Annotated in this window: 11 protein-coding genes; 9 read left to right on the forward strand and 2 right to left on the reverse strand. The window is 45.3% G+C overall.

Annotated features, from left to right (window positions below):
• Positions 1 to 3: 3 nt before the first annotated feature.
• On the reverse strand, positions 4 to 1,458 hold the full coding sequence (gene modF / locus DBX26_RS23770; protein WP_118121095.1) for a molybdate ABC transporter ATP-binding protein ModF: 1,455 nt from the start codon (positions 1,456 to 1,458) through the stop codon (positions 4 to 6).
• Between the two features lie 236 nt (positions 1,459 to 1,694).
• Between modF and DBX26_RS23775 the strand changes: the two genes are divergently transcribed.
• Positions 1,695 to 2,348, forward strand: a complete 654-nt coding sequence (locus tag DBX26_RS23775; protein WP_118121096.1) for a hypothetical protein — start codon at positions 1,695 to 1,697, stop codon at positions 2,346 to 2,348.
• Between the two features lie 243 nt (positions 2,349 to 2,591).
• Here the strand turns inward: DBX26_RS23775 and DBX26_RS23780 are convergent, their stop codons facing one another.
• Positions 2,592 to 3,746, reverse strand: coding sequence for an MBL fold metallo-hydrolase (locus DBX26_RS23780; protein ID WP_118121097.1), 1,155 nt, complete (start codon positions 3,744 to 3,746; stop codon positions 2,592 to 2,594).
• A gap of 446 nt (positions 3,747 to 4,192) precedes the next feature.
• On the opposite strand from DBX26_RS23780, the gene glk reads away from it, so the two are divergent.
• From glk to DBX26_RS23820, 8 genes are all read left to right on the forward strand, one after another.
• The gene (gene glk / locus DBX26_RS23785; RefSeq protein WP_118121098.1) at positions 4,193 to 5,164 is read left to right on the forward strand and encodes a glucokinase; all 972 of its coding nucleotides are present in this window, start codon (positions 4,193 to 4,195) and stop codon (positions 5,162 to 5,164) included.
• Between the two features lie 301 nt (positions 5,165 to 5,465).
• The gene (locus tag DBX26_RS23790) at positions 5,466 to 6,608 is read left to right on the forward strand and encodes an iron-containing alcohol dehydrogenase (RefSeq protein ID WP_118121099.1); all 1,143 of its coding nucleotides are present in this window, start codon (positions 5,466 to 5,468) and stop codon (positions 6,606 to 6,608) included.
• A gap of 462 nt (positions 6,609 to 7,070) precedes the next feature.
• Positions 7,071 to 8,180, forward strand: a complete 1,110-nt coding sequence (locus tag DBX26_RS23795; protein ID WP_118121100.1) for an alpha/beta fold hydrolase — start codon at positions 7,071 to 7,073, stop codon at positions 8,178 to 8,180.
• Between the two features lie 700 nt (positions 8,181 to 8,880).
• Positions 8,881 to 10,014, forward strand: coding sequence for a GlxA family transcriptional regulator (locus DBX26_RS23800; RefSeq protein ID WP_118121101.1), 1,134 nt, complete (start codon positions 8,881 to 8,883; stop codon positions 10,012 to 10,014).
• Between the two features lie 175 nt (positions 10,015 to 10,189).
• Positions 10,190 to 11,167 carry a dipeptidase gene (locus DBX26_RS23805; protein WP_118121102.1) on the forward strand — a complete coding sequence of 326 codons (978 nt, stop codon included), beginning with the start codon at positions 10,190 to 10,192 and terminating at the stop codon, positions 11,165 to 11,167.
• Positions 11,168 to 11,237: 70 nt separating this feature from the next.
• Positions 11,238 to 11,771, forward strand: a complete 534-nt coding sequence (locus tag DBX26_RS23810; RefSeq protein ID WP_065298350.1) for a DUF5943 domain-containing protein — start codon at positions 11,238 to 11,240, stop codon at positions 11,769 to 11,771.
• A gap of 82 nt (positions 11,772 to 11,853) precedes the next feature.
• Positions 11,854 to 13,917, forward strand: a complete 2,064-nt coding sequence (gene dgcA, locus DBX26_RS23815; RefSeq protein WP_014234592.1) for a dimethylglycine demethylation protein DgcA — start codon at positions 11,854 to 11,856, stop codon at positions 13,915 to 13,917.
• 9 nt (positions 13,918 to 13,926) lie between these two features.
• Positions 13,927 to 15,882 carry a (Fe-S)-binding protein gene (locus DBX26_RS23820; protein ID WP_118121103.1) on the forward strand — a complete coding sequence of 652 codons (1,956 nt, stop codon included), beginning with the start codon at positions 13,927 to 13,929 and terminating at the stop codon, positions 15,880 to 15,882.
• Positions 15,883 to 15,886: the final 4 nt, after the last annotated feature.

Consider the following 15,886-nt stretch of genomic DNA (forward strand, 5'->3'; position numbering starts at 1 on the left):
TCGTTATGACTGAAGAATTTGAGTTCGATAGCATTGCACATCATGATCGAAAACAAACTCCAGGTCGTTTTTAATGCTGTCTAAACGGTCTTCCTGATAATGCGAGACATAAAGTAACTGGCTTAAGTTTTCGCGCGCAATGAGCTCTAAGGTATTCTTGACCAGACGTCGGCCTAAAAAGTCTAACCCTTGATATGGCTCATCCAGAATCAGCAAGGTTGGCTGTTTTACAATCGCTCGTGCAATCAGTAACAAGCGTTGCTGTCCGTACTCTAATTGTCGGAACGACGTTTTCTGGTATTGGCTCATATGTAGGATTTCAAGCCACTCTTTCGCGACTTCTACCTCTTTACGGGTTGGTTGATGGTACAAACCAATCGAGTCATAGAACCCAGACAAAATCACTTCTAATGCGCTGCAGTTAACACGGTACTGCAGGTGCAATGCGGAGGAGACCATACCGATGTGTTGCTTGATCTCCCAGATGGTTTCACCCGAGCCGCGCTTTTTACCGAAAATATGGATGTCGTTGCTGTAACATTGCGGGTGATCGCCGAAGATCATCCCTAGTAACGTACTTTTACCACATCCATTTGGTCCTTTTACCTGCCAGTGTTGGCCTTTCTCGATGCGCCAGTTCAAGTCTGTAAAAATCTTTTTATCGGTATATTCGACGTGACCATTTTTCAGCTCAAAGATCGGGTTTTCAAAATGGGTAGCGTGTTGATGCTGGCGTATGAGTGCCATCATTTCTTCACTTTGTTTCTCCGACTGAGATTTTATTTGCTCAATGATTGGGTGTTGATCCCAGCTTTGTTTATCCATGGTACTGTCGAGTTTGCCAGCGTTAAACAGAGCAACGCGGTCAATCCACTCTGGCATATCGGATTCACGAGAAAAGGTGATCAGCATTTGTAACGACTGAGATAATGTGTGCAAATAGTCGGCCAGTGCTGCTCGATGACTGACATCCAATCCGGTAAAAGGGTTGTCCAATAAGACTAAATCAGGCTGTGTGGCCAAAGCGCGTGCCAGCATCACTCTTCTGGTTTCGCCAGTAGACAACACACGGAAACCACTTTGCTGAAGGTGCGAGAGATCGAGCTCTTCGATAAGTTTTAGAGTCAGCGCTTCATCCTGGCAGCGTTCAAATATTAACGCATAGACGGTGCTGCCTTGGTCAATTCGGTCAAGAAAGTCGGTGTCATCTTTTTTGAGTTCAGAATCGAGCAGTCGCTGTTGTTCAGACAAAGAGACTTGGGCTACTTTTAATCCGCCAAGATCTAACGTGCCATCGATTGGCAAAAGCTCCCCACAAAGTAAGTCCCCAAGCAAAGAACCGATATCTCCTTCGGCACTGAAAATGCCCCAGCAATGTCCGCTTTCTATTTTCCAATGCTCAATGGTTAAGTTGGAGGTGTTCCCTTTTGCAATTACGTTGTCTAAACAAATCTTCACTGTGCTTCCTTTCTTGTATGAACTTTATTTCTTTTTCTTTCTGTTGTTATACCAAGCCTGGGTGACTGGCGTAAATAGATGGATCTCAGAGAAGCGGCTTTAAACATGATGCAAATGGCTTTCTCGACAACTTGGTTTAATTGCCCAATAGGAGGCTAAGAACTATTCTTTTCTTTGTTTCTGGGAGCGCTCATCGGTCATTAGCGTGGATAAAGTAACAAATTGTAGGAGGTATTATGAGAGCTGGTCTTATGTTATTCACCCTTGTCGCTGGCTTAGCCACGAGTTCGATCTCGTATGCTGATTCAGCCGAGAGCCGTTGTGATATCGACAAAGCAGGCGATGACAATGCGGAGAAGATGATCGCTTGTACTTTTAGTCAGCGCAGTGGTTACATAACAATAAATCGCAGTGATGGCGTTGTGCATGAACTTTCTCCAAAAGGCGACACCCCCGGGGAGTTTACCGATCAAAATAGCAACATGGTTTATCGCCAGAGTGATTTGGGCGATCAGGGCTTAATTTTTCGTTTCCCTGAAGAAAGTGTTTACGTTTACTGGAATACAGATGCGTTAAATCCGGACGCGAATAATGCGACGTCTCCTTTCTCGACTGATGACTATGATGCAACAACATTATTGCGTTGCCGTGCAGAAGGGCAGGAAGATTTCGGTACGTGTCCTGCGGGTATCTTACGCATGGAAGACAATCAAGCCAGTATCGTGGTGCAAAGCCCGGCAGGAGAGCAGTTCACGATTAACTTTATGACCGATTACGTAAACGCAACCAACCGAGAAGTGAAAGCGGATTTGGAAGGCGACACCTGGACGGTGGTCATTAATGGTAAAGAAGTTTATCAAGTTCCACTGGCGGCTATCGAGGGTGGTTAATTTTTTATCGAGTGTTTTTCTCTGAACACTAAAGTGCCGAAGGCTGACTCCAAGAATGAGCAATGCATTTAGAGTGCATTGCTCATTTTTAACTGCCTTTAGTCCTGATTGATAGCGGGCAATACGAACTCACCCATTTCCTCTAAGACCTCGTTCGCAGGTCGACGTGAAGGTTTGAGGTTCAGGGCAATATGATGAAGAATCCCCCCCCAGTTATCCGAACTTAATTTATTGAGACGTGGATTACTGCTTCCACCATTGAGAGAACGTCTGGTTGTTATCTTCTAAACCGACGATTTCTCCAATCATTGGTGTCATTAAGCGGTAATCTTGTCGCTGACTTGCCTGAGCGATTCGATCTAGTGGCTCATACCAAGCATGTTTAGCCAGCTTGAATTTACTATTGTGCGAAGGTAATAGTGCTTTTGCGTTGAGATCGTTGGCAGCCTGAGCGACTTCTTCTGGCGTCATATGAATGAATGGCCAGTTTTTGTTGTATTGGCCAGTTTCAAGCACCGCGATATCGAAGCCACCGAATTCGTTGGCTATTGATTTGAAATGGTCACCATAGCCACTGTCACCACCAAGATAGACCTTATGTTGATTCGATACGATGGCAAATGATCCCCAGAGTGTACGATTACGTTTTAGCAATCGGCCTGAAAAGTGCTGTGCTGGAAGGATATGAATTCGGCCCGCTTTCGTTGTTAGTGAATCATACCAGTCGCCTTCCGTGATCTGCTCAGGGCTGAATCCCCATTGAGTGAAATAAGAGCCGACACCAATAGGCGTCACAATATGGTCAATTTTCTCTTTCAGCGCGTTAATTGTTGGGTAATCGAGGTGATCCCAGTGATCGTGGGTAATTAACAGATAATCTATTTCTGGGATGTCATCTGCGCTGTAAACATTGCTACCGGGAAATGCCACGTTGGTGTAGGGAACCGGAGAAGCGTTGTCACTGAATACAGGGTCAATTAAGTAGCGAATGCCATCTAACTGGATAAAGTAGCTGGAATGGCCCATCCAGACCATAACATTGTCACGTGGATTCAGACCCAGTAAGTCTGACTTGACTGAAGGCAAATTGGTTACCGGAACGGCGTCGATAACAGGTTCCGTTAAAAAACGGTAGAACCCCACCAAAGCGCCATCGCTTGACGTGGATACCGGAACCTCCTCAATATTGTGAAACTTTCCGTCTACGTATTTTCCCTGGTAACTATCCACTTTCACCTGAGGGGAGGCAAACTGAGGTTGTAGCATATAGGTGTAGACACCAGCAGCAATAATGGCGAGTAGGGCGATCGCGACTTTGAGTATCTTTCTTAGTTTTAGCCCCAGTCTTTTCGTTTTTGTATGACTTAACTCGACTGTTTGAGCTTCTGGTTGAGACATCGGTTCTCCGAATAGTAGTGGTGTTTAATCTGACGTTATATTCAAGTTCATACGCTAATCTTCAACAAAGGATGCCGTTATTTTCTACAGCTTTACTCTGAGTTTGTCCGCATAATTCCTGAACCGAGTATTTTCATCAATTTACTGTGGAGAATAAAGACCCATTCCTGTGTTATTTTTGCTCATTCGTACTATTTTTCGCGCTATATGGAATTTACCGCTGAAATCAGTAAATCGTTAACCTGTAATCCATTTCGCATAGATAGGCTCCAACCCTCTGCTATATTTAAGTGCAAATATTATGTCGTAAAGCTAACGATTTCTGATTATTGAGCATTAACTAGTTTGTTTTGTGTCACTTTTCATGGTGTTGCATTTTGTGTTGTGCGTGCGTTTTATCGCCAATAAATACACGTGATCGTTTTGAGTATTATTAAGGAGAAGCAATGTCGGAACAGTATGCCTTGGTAGGGGATATCGGGGGAACCAACGCGCGTTTAGCTCTTTGTGAGTTATCGACAGGAACGATCAGCGATATCGTGACTTACCCTGCTGCCGAATATGAATCGCTGGAAGTCGTCATGCGTCAATACCTTGATCGTCACGACACTCCGATCTCATCGGCCTGTATTGCGATTGCTTGTCCGGTAACCGGAGATTGGGTTTCCATGACTAACCACCACTGGGAGTTCTCTATTCAGGAACTAAAATCCCAACTCAATCTTGAGGTTTTGGAAGTCATTAACGATTTCACAGCGGTTTCCTTTGCCATTCCAAGTTTAAAACCTGAGGACAGAATTCAAATAGGTGGTGGCGAGCCAATCGCAAATAAACCAATTGCGGTTTACGGAGCGGGGACTGGTCTTGGTGTTGCTCAGTTAATCCATGGTGGAAACCTTTGGCACAGTGTACCGGGAGAAGGTGGACATGTTGACTTGGCTGCTTGTACCCCTGAAGAAGACGATTTGATTGTTTACCTACGTAACAAGTTCGGTCGTGTATCCGCAGAACGCTGTTTGTCTGGCCAGGGTATCCGAAACATTTACGACTTTGTTGTCTCACACCGTGGTGCCACGCCTGAAGATTACACTCCGGCAAAGATTACAGAGAAAGCACTTAAATCTGAATGCAAGGATTGTGAGCGCGCACTCTATCTGTTTTGCATTTTGATGGGGCGTTTTGGTGGTAACCTGGCACTGACTAATGGCTCATTTGGTGGTGTGTATATTGCTGGCGGTATTGTTCCTAAAGTTCGAGATCTATTCATCAAGTCCGGCTTTCGTGTTGCGTTTGAAGATAAAGGTCGCTTTAAAGAATACCTTCAATCCATCCCTGTGTTCTTAATCACTCATTCAGATCCTGGGCTACTGGGCTCGGGCACTTACATCAGGCAGTCATTAAATATCTCTATTGATTAACACTCGTCACACTAACCCGAATCCATAAACTGGGTTCGGGGCACTGCTTAATCTCTCCATTTTTGTCATCAATCCTCCAGTTATAATGTGTACTTTTAAATTGCGGCTAGCCCGTCTTTCAATTTGTGAACTTCGGCTCTCTAACCTTAAAAAAATCCCCTTATTCATGCGCTGACAGGCAAAAAAGCAAAGTTATTCGGAGCAAAAAATCGCTTTAATAACCTTATAAAGAAAGAGGGTAAATAGATAGCAAAAAAGATCGACACCCTCAACAAGATCTTAACTTATAAGGATAAACACGATGAGCGTATTTAAACTGGCGTTTCCTAAAATCAATTACTCTGGTGTAGGCGCGATTGAAGCCTTAGTCGAGCGTTTAGCGAATGAACATGGCTTGGAAAAAGGTTTACTTATCTGTGACCCAATGCTTGTTGAGTTGGGGTTTGCCGAAAAACTACTTTCGAGCTCGTTAGAGCTTACTTTGTTTAAAGATGTAAGACCTAACCCTGATACCGACACGGTGAAAAATGCGTATGACATGTATGTGACTTCTGGTGCGCAATACATTATCGGTTTTGGTGGTGGTAGTTCGATTGATACGGCAAAAGCGGTCAAGATCCTATCCGCAAACCCAGGACCAATCGCCGTTTATAACGGTGTCGAGAAAGTCGAAAGCTTAGGGGCGCCGCTTTATGCGATTAATACCACTGCGGGTACGGCTGCAGAAGTCACCAGTAACGCGGTTATTACGGACACAGCAACGCATGTGAAACACGTCATTATCTCAGATAAAATTATTCCAGAAATTTCAGTCAATGACGCAAGCGTTATGTTGGGTATTCCTAAAGCAACGACAGCCGCAACAGGTATTGATGCATTAACTCATGCTCTTGAATCATACGTCTCTGTTGGCGCGCATAAATTGACCGACTATATCTCTCTGGAAGCGATACAAACCATTGCAGAAAACCTTCCAGCAGCGGTAGATGATGGCACCGATATTAACGCGCGCGAAATGATGGCTTATGGTCAGTTTATTGCTGGTCTTTCTTTCAACAGTGCGGGTTTAGGTATGGTTCACGCAATGGCTCACCCTGCTGGTGCACATAAAGACTTACCTCACGGCGTATGTAACGCAATCTTGTTACCTATCGTGAGTGAATTTAACCGCCCGCACCGTGTAGAAAAATTTGCCAAGGTTGCTGAAGTATTGGGCGTAGATACTTCTGACATGACAGCAGAACAGGCAAGTTTGGCTGCAATTGACGCGCTTCATGCTCTGAACCGTCGAGTTGGCATTCCAGCAGGTTTTGGTGAGCTAGGCGTGACTGAGCAGGACATTTTGAGTTGGGTCGATGACGCATTAGCCGATCCATGCGCTGGTGGTAACCCATGTCCAATGACAAAAGAACAGGTGATTGAGTTGTATAAGAAAGCGTTATAGTACCGATTCGAATCAGTGAGTTAAGAACAAGCCTAGTCACATGTTGACTAGGCTTTGTCGTTTTTGTCGCCTAAGGCAAGTTAAAGTAGAAAATTAGGCATTAAATAGCGTTTACGTAAGCAATAGGTAATGGAATGCTCATTGGTTGAGATTTAGGTTTATTATTGTTTTATATCAAGTGTTTATTGTTTGTTTTTAGGTGTTTTTGCTTGCTGGTCTAGGTGGGTTTTCCTACATCTCAAGGTTTAACTTGGAAGATTGTGCAAGGAATTCGTAGTATCCGGATAACGGTAAATTGGTGACTTGTCGCATTATAAATAGCAGAAACGTCGTTAGGAGAGACACTCTCCTAAACGGTGCACGCTCTTAAGCTAGTCATGTTGTCTCAAGTTGGGGATGACTAATTTGAGCAAATTCCGAAACTGAGATGACAAGCTTATCAGGCTTACTAGGAGAAACTAGATGAACAAACACAACGATACCAACAACACAAACGCTAGCCACGACTTGCCAGACGCTAGTCGCCGAAATGCATTGAAAATGGCAGGAGCAAGCGCGGTTGCTTTAGGTGTTGGTGCGCTTTCAGGAGGCCAGGCCATGGCAAGCACGACATTAGAATTAAGTAATAGCTGGGATAAAACTTTCGCTAAAAGCGACAAGGTTGAGCACAAAAAAGTCACGTTCAAAAACCGTTACGGTATTACGCTTGCCGCTGATCTGTATCAGCCAAAAGAAAGCACTGGCAAGTTAGCTGCTATCGTTCTGAGTGGCCCATTTGGTGCAGTGAAAGAACAGTCATCTGGTTTGTATGCGCAAACAATGGCAGAACGTGGATTTGTTACGCTAGCATTTGATCCATCTTACACTGGTGAAAGTGGTGGTGAGCCACGTAATGTTGCTTCCCCAGATATCAATACTGAAGATTTCAGTGCTGCAGTCGACTTTATCGGTTTGCTAGAAAATGTTGACCGCGAGCGAATCGGCGTTATCGGTATCTGTGGTTGGGGAGGCATGGCATTAAATGCAGTCGCAATTGACAAGCGCGTTAAAGCGGTTGTGGCTAGCACTATGTACGATATGACTCGAGTTATGTCCAAAGGCTACAACGACAGTGTTACTCTTGAACAGCGTACTCAAGGACTAGAGCAATTGGGTCAGCAGCGCTGGAAAGACGCTGAAAACGGTGAGCCAGCTTATGGTCCTGTGTCTCTTGAACTGCAGGGCGGCGAACCACAGTTTGTTGTCGAATACGCGGCTTACTATAAAGATCCGCAACGCGGTTTCCACCCAAGAGCCATTAACTCAAATGCTTCTTGGACAATCACAACGCCACTGTCGTTTATGAACATGCCGATCTTGACGTACATTGCAGAAATCTCACCACGTCCGGCTCTGCTTATCCACGGAGAGAAGGCACACTCGCGCTATTTCAGTGAAACGGCGTATGAAGCAGCTGCTGAGCCAAAAGAACTGATGATCATTCCTAATGCAACCCATACCGATCTTTATGATCAGATGGATGTGATTCCATTCGACAAAATGGAAGGTTTCTTTAAGGAGCATTTAGCTTAAGAAAGAAGCCAGCCCACTAAGTAAGCCAAGGTATAAAGGTCAAAATAGAAATATCTGACCTTAAAGTATTGAGGCTGAAAACCAGTGAAACACCCCCTAAAAGAAGCCAGCATCGTATGACCACAGATGTTGGCTTCTTTGTTTATGTGCCGCATAGATATATCCCGTGATGCAATAAATTTTTTTCGTCATGATGATTATTTATGTGTGCGAATTCACTGAAATCTTGATTTGTTAACTATATCGTAACCATTGGTTAACGTTTAAGGCAATAAGTTTACCGTTCTGTTGTGCCAATAGATAGACGGATTTTTCTAGCTATATCATTGTTTTAAATGGAACCGAATAATTGCTCTAAGCCTCTAAGTTGTAAGGTTTTTATTTGGTCAATTATTTTGAATGTTTGTTTAACTTTGCATCGTTTTGGTGCGTGAGATTGCAGTCGGTTGGTGAGAGACATCTTTAGGATGCTGCGGAGAAAAAATTTGTTTTCGGCTTACCAAAAAATAAGCAAGCTATTCAATCAGATATATTGACCCTTGTAGTTTTAAACTTGATGTTGCAAAAGTATGCACTGTATTTAGATATATAGGCATAGTTGTTGCTTAGACAAAAGTGCTCGATTCGGTGCGCTAAGCAAAAACAAAAAATAGCTAGTGCTACCGGTTAATAATAAATCTCCTTTACATTGGAGTGCGCTATGTCAGTCTCAATAAATCAGTTCGAAGGCTCGTCGAACAAGGAAGTAAACCGTATTGGTTTTTTGTTGTTAGATAATTTTACTATGCTCGCGTTTTCATCAGCGGTGGAACCGATGCGCATGGCAAACCAGCTGACAGGGAAAGAACTGTATGATTGGTATGTGATATCAGAAGATGGTGATTACGTTGAAGCTAGTGACGGTATTACCATCAAGCCAGATTGTTCAATGGCAGATGCCCCCCAATTAGATACATTGATTGTAGTGGGTGGTGTAAATATCACACGCAGTTTTACGCGTAAACAAGTAACGTGGTTACAGTCTTTAGCCCGTAAACATGTTGGCCTTGGTGGGGTATGTACGGGGGCTTACGTGTTAGCGGAAGCGGGGTTGCTGGACGGCTATCAGTGCAGCGTGCACTGGGAATGTCTTGCTACGCTGCAGGAGCGTCATCCTCGCGTTAATTGTCTCAACCACTTATTCGTTATTGACCGAGATCGAATGACATGCAGTGGTGGTTCTGTGCCGTTAGACATGATGATTACCATGATCCAGAAAGATTATGGTCGTGAACTTGGTTCAAGCATTTCAGAAATGTTCATTTGCGACAATATTCGTGGTGAAAGTGATACACAGCGTATTCCGCTTAAGCATACGATTGGTACGGCTCAGCCTAAACTAGTCGAAGCTATTATTTTAATGGAAGCGAATATAGAAGAGACTATCGAACTGGATGAATTGGCAGTGTATGTCGGCTTATCCCGTCGCCAATTAGAGCGTCTGTTCCAGAAATATTTGCAATGCTCACCATCAAAATACTACCTCAAGCTAAGACTGAACCGCGCAAGACAGTTACTAAGACAAACATCGATGTCAATTATCGAGATCGCAACTGCATGTGGCTTTGTTTCTTCACCACACTTTAGTAAGTGTTACCGCGTGCACATTGGTATTTCACCGAAAGCGGAAAGGTTGGGGACACATTCAGCAGCGGTGGCTAATGTAAGTGTCGCTCCTCCGGCTTTAGAGTCGAATACCATCGTAGATTTAATGCAATTTGATGCTCCATTACGCTCATCGAAAGCGCTATTTGAAGCGCAGCATGAGCCTACCTACGGCTCAATCTCCATCTAATCCGTTTGTTCTAAAAAAAGACCGCCATCCAGCAGGATGGCGGTTTTTTTTGGTTTGCATTTTGTCGCTTAGCGTTACGCAAAAGGGATTCAGAATGCCGTTTTTAGAACACTTTTAATCGACCGTAATACCTATTCTGGAGACTAACGAGGAAAGGGAAGAATAGGGTTTAAAAATGAACGCAACGGACTTGCATGATGATTCAATAGTGATTGATGGCCTGGTTATCGCGAAGTGGGACCGAGCACTGTTTGAAGACATGCGCAAAGGCGGCATCACTGCTGCAAACTGTACAGTTTCTGTTTGGGAAGGCTTCCAGAATACGGTAAACAATATCGTAGAAATGAATAACCTTCTTGAAGAAAACAATGATTTGGTTATTAAAGTTCGCACTACCGACGACATCCGCAAAGCAAAGCAGCAGGGTAAAACCGGCGTTATGATGGGCTTTCAAAATGCCCATGCTTTTGAAGACCAGCTTGGCTATGTGCAGGTGTTTAAAGACCTTGGCGTTGGCGTTGTTCAGATGTGTTACAACACACAAAACCTGGTTGGTACCGGTTGTTATGAGCGCGACGGTGGCTTGTCTGGTTTCGGCCACGAGATTGTCGCGGAAATGAATAAAGTGGGCATCATGTGTGACCTATCGCATGTGGGCGCTAAGACTTCCAAAGAAGTCATTCTCGCTTCTGAAAAACCAGTTTGTTACTCACACTGTCTGCCTAGTGGTTTAAAAGATCACCCGCGCAATAAGTCAGATGAAGAACTGAGATTTATTGCAGACAATGGTGGTTTCGTCGGTGTAACGATGTTCGCTCCTTTTCTTAAAAACGGCATTCATTCAACGATTGATGACTACGTTGAAGCGATCGCTTACATCTTTGACCTGGTTGGTGAAGACCAAATCGGTATCGGTACTGATTTCACTCAAGGTCACGGTCAGCCTTTCTTCGAGTGGTTAACGCATGACAAAGGTTACGCGCGCCGACTAACCAACTTTGGCGAAATCATTAACCCTGAAGGCATTCGTACTTTAGGTGAGTTCCCTAATTTAACAGAAGCACTGTTGCGTCACGGTTTCTCTGAAACTCAAGTTCGCAAGATCATGGGCGAAAACTGGCTTCGCGTACTAGGCGAAGTCTGGGGTGAATAACCACAGTGTTTCACCATAAAAATATAAATATATAACGAGTTAGTTAATTGTATAAAAGGAAGAATACGATATGAGTACACACGCACCTGAAATGCCAATCTTGGTCGATGACGAAACAGGGGTTTGGACAACGGATGCCTTACCAATGTTGTATGTACCGCGTCACTTTTTTGTAAATAACCATATGGGTATTGAAGAAGAGATCGGTGCGGAGCGTTACGCAGACATTCTATACAAAGCTGGCTACAAGTCCGCTTACTACTGGTGTGAGAAAGAAGCCGAAGAACACGGCCTTTCTGGCGATGCCGTATTTGAACACTACATGAAGCGACTATCTCAACGTGGCTGGGGTTTCTTTGTCACTGAGCACCTTGATATTGCGAAAGGTGAAGCTCGAGTTCGTTTGGAAAATTCATGTTTCGTATACCAGTACGGAAAAGTTAACCGCAAAGTGGATTACATGTTTACAGGCTGGTTCGCTGGCGCAATCGACCAAATCGCTGAGAGCCTAGGTCTGTCAGTGAAAACCAAAGCAGTTCAAACACAAAGTGGTGCTGAGGAAGGGTGTGATTACGGCGTCTTCGAAGTAACACCAATCGGCTAAACACCAACATCAATCCATTTGTAAGTCAGTCAAGGAAGACAGCCTTGCTTGTTCGCAAGCGAGGCTGGTACAGGGGTAAATCATGTCTCAGTTCGATATTCTATTCCAACCATTAAAAATTAACAAAACGACCATCCGTAACCGCGTTGTTAGTACAGCGCACGCAGAAGTTTATGCCACAGACGGTGGTATGACGACCGACCGCTACGTAAAATACTACGAAGAAAAAGCCAAAGGTGGTTGTGGTCTGTGTATCTGTGGTGGTTCAAGTGTGGTTTCAATTGATAGCCCACAAAGCTGGTGGAGCTCAGTTAACCTTTCAACCGATCGTATCATTCCTCATTTCCAGAATCTAGCCGATGCTGTGCATAAGCATGGCGGCAAAATCATGATCCAGATTACTCACATGGGACGTCGTTCTCGTTGGGATGGTGAGCATTGGCCAAACCTAATGTCTCCGTCTGGCGTACGTGAGCCAGTGCACCGCGCAACATGTAAGACCATTGAAGAAGAAGAAATCTGGCGCATCATCGACGACTTCGCGAAAGCAGCCGTTCGTGCGAAAGAAGGTGGCTTAGATGGCGTTGAACTGTCTGCTGTTCACCAGCACATGATCGACCAATTCTGGTCTCCACGTGTTAACAAACGTACTGACCAGTGGGGCGGAACGTTTGAAAACCGCATGCGCTTTGGTATGGAAGTACTGAAAGCTGTACGTGAAGCGGTTGGTCCTGACTTTGTTGTTGGCATGCGTATTACAGGTGATGAGTTCCATCCAGATGGTTTGAACCATGACGACATGAAAGAAATCGCGGCGTACTACGATGCAACTAAGATGGTTGATTACTTCGGCGTTGTTGGTTCTGGTTGTGATACGCACAACACACTAGCAAACGTTATTCCTAACATGAGCTACCCGCCAGAGCCATTCCTGCACTTGGCGGCTGGTATTAAAGAAGTGGTTTCTGTACCTGTTATCCACGCGCAAAACATCAAAGATCCAAACCAGGCTAAGCGTATCCTTGAAGCGGGTTACGTTGATTTTGTTGGTATGACTCGTGCGCACATTGCGGATCCACACTTGATCACCAAAATCAAACTGGGTCAAACCGACCAAATTCGTCAATGTGTTGGCGCAAACTACTGTATCGACCGTCAGTACATGGGTCTGGATGTATTGTGTATCCAAAACGCGGCGACATCCCGTGAGCACATGGGTATGCCTCATATCATTGAAAAAACAACCGGACCTATCCGTAAAGTTGTTGTAATTGGTGGTGGCCCTGGTGGTATGGAAGCAGCTCGCGTTGCAGCAGAACGTGGTCACAAAGTAACGTTGGTTGAAAAAGCGAGTGAGCTTGGCGGCCAGATCACCATCGCAGCGAAAGCCCCTCAACGTGACCAGATGGCGGGTATCACACGCTGGTTGGCAATGGAATTAGACCGTCTTGGCGTTGAAGTTATTCTAGAGACAGCTGCAAACGCAGACATGATTCGTGAACTTAAACCTGACGTTTGTATCCTTGCAACTGGTGGTACGCCATTTATCGAGCAGAACCCTGACTGGGGCGCAGAAGAAGGGTTGGTTGTGTCTTCTTGGGATATCCTCAACGGCACAGTTGAACCAGGTAAGAATGTTCTGGTTTACGACACTATCTGTGAATTCTCTGGTATGTCGGCGGCAGATTACCTGACTTCTAAAGGCTCACAAGTTGAACTTGTTACCGATGATATCAAACCAGGTGTTGGTATCGGCGGTACGACTTTCCCAACTTACTACCGTAGTCTGTATGAGAAAGAAGTCATCATGACTTCGGATCTAGCACTGCTGAAAGTATACCGTGAAGGTGACAACCTGATCGCTCTCCTAGAGAACGAATACACGGGTGCGAAAGAAGAGCGCGTTGTTGATCAAGTAGTCGTAGAAAACGGTATTCGTCCAAATGAAGCGCTGTACTACGAGTTGAAAGCAGAGTCTGTGAACAAAGGCCAAATTGACGTTGAAACCTTGTTTGCATCACAGGCGCAGCCAGTCCTATCTCAAGACAACGACGGCATGATCCTGTGGCGTTTGGGTGACTGTGTTTCACAACGTAATACTCACGCTGCACTCTACGACGCACTACGTCTGTGTAAAGATCTGTAAGGGGGGCTTATGTTCCTAGAGTCACTACTTCCTATCTTACTTATAACAGCCGGAGCCCTGGCTGTTATAGGGATGCTCCGCCGCATCATGATGTGGCGGAGAGGGCAAGCCGAAAGTGTTGCCTTTTTTGCAGGGTTAGCAGCCATGCCTCGCCGTTACCTCGTGGACTTGCACCACGTAGTAGCGCGCGACAAAGTGATGTCTAACACTCACGTTGCAACGGCAGGTGGTTTTGTCCTGTCCGTTGTGCTCATTTTCGCGGTTCACGTGTTTAACCTGGAGCCGCAAATCTTATCTTGGGTACTGCTTGGCTCACTTGGCTTAATGTTTTGCGGCGCATTGTTTGTCGCAAAACGTCGACTAAACCCTCCATCGCGCCTGTCTAAAGGCCCTTGGATGCGGTTGCCGAAAAGCTTGATCATGTTCTCGGTGAGCTTCTTCATCGTGACACTGCCTGCTACTCAGTTGGTTGGCGATGTGTTTAACGTAGTTGCTGCGGTTGTTCTCCTTGCTGCTATCGTATGGGGCGTCGGTGAGATGTTCCTTGGTATGGGCTGGGGCGGACCGATGAAGCACGCCTTTGCTGGTGCATTGCACTTAGCATTTCACCGTCGCCCTGAGCGTTTTGGTGGCGGCCGTTCGACGGGTTTAAAACCAGTAGATCTTGATGCTAAAAAACTCGGTGTCGAAAACCCAAGCGATTTTAAATGGAATCAGCTGTTAGGCTTTGATGCTTGTGTTCAATGTGGTCGTTGTGAAGCGGTGTGTCCGGCATTTGCTGCGGGTCAGCCTCTTAACCCTAAGAAGCTTATCCAGGACATGGTTGTGGGACTAGCTGGTGGTACGGATGAAAAGTACGCTGGTAGCCCATATCCAGGTAAAGAAACCGGTTGTGCAAAAGGCGACCCACACAAACCAATCGTTGGTGGTGTTCTAAACGCAGAAACACTATGGTCATGTACGACTTGCCGCGCTTGTGTAGAAGAGTGTCCGATGATGATCGAACACGTCGATGCGATTGTTGATATGCGCCGCTTCTTAACACTTGAAAAAGGCGAAACACCAAACAAAGGTGCGGAAGTACTGGAAAATATCATCTTCACTGACAACCCGAATGGTCATAACCCGAACAAACGTTCTAACTGGGCTGCAGACCAAGATCTTAAACTGATGTCAGAAGTGAAACGTGCTGACGTTCTGTTTTGGGTTTCTGATGGTGCATTTGATATGCGTAGCCAGCGTATTCTTAAGTCAATGGTGCAAATCCTCAAAGCAGCCAAGATTGATGTTGCTATCTTGGGCGATGAAGAACTGGACTGCGGTGATGTTGCACGCCGATTAGGTGACGACGTAACTTATCAGCGTTTAGCAAAACGTAACATCCAAACGTTGATGAAGTACGATTTCGACTGCATCGTGACAACCGACCCGCATGCATTCCACTGCTTGAAGAACGAATACCCGGACTTCTACCCAGAGAATGAAAAACCAAACTACCAGGTTTGGCACCATACCACTTTCATCAACCAGTTGGTTGAAAAGGGTTTGATTGCTCTAAAACAATTGTCTGTTGGTAAAGTGACGTACCACGATCCTTGTTACCTGGGGCGTTACAACGGTGAATATGATTCCCCGCGTTCAGTGTTAAAACAGCTAGGTGTTGAAATCGCTGAAATGGAACGCTCAGGTTTCCGCTCACGTTGTTGTGGCGGTGGTGGTGCGGCTCCTATTACCGATATCCCTGGCGAACGCCGTATAGCAGACATGCGTATGGACGATATTCGCGAAACAGGTGCAGATCTAGTGGCGGTAGGTTGTCAGCAATGTACTGCAATGCTTGAGGGTGTTGTTGAGCCAAGACCAGAGGTGAAAGATATCGCTGAGCTTGTGGCTGACATGCTGATTGAGATTAACGATGACCAGGTGGACGTATGGACGCCAGAGTCTGAAACCGTCGGTGTGTAGGAGA

Origin of the sequence: Vibrio sp. dhg, assembly GCF_003443775.1 — a bacterium.
Taxonomy (GTDB): Bacteria; Pseudomonadota; Gammaproteobacteria; order Enterobacterales; family Vibrionaceae; genus Vibrio; species Vibrio natriegens.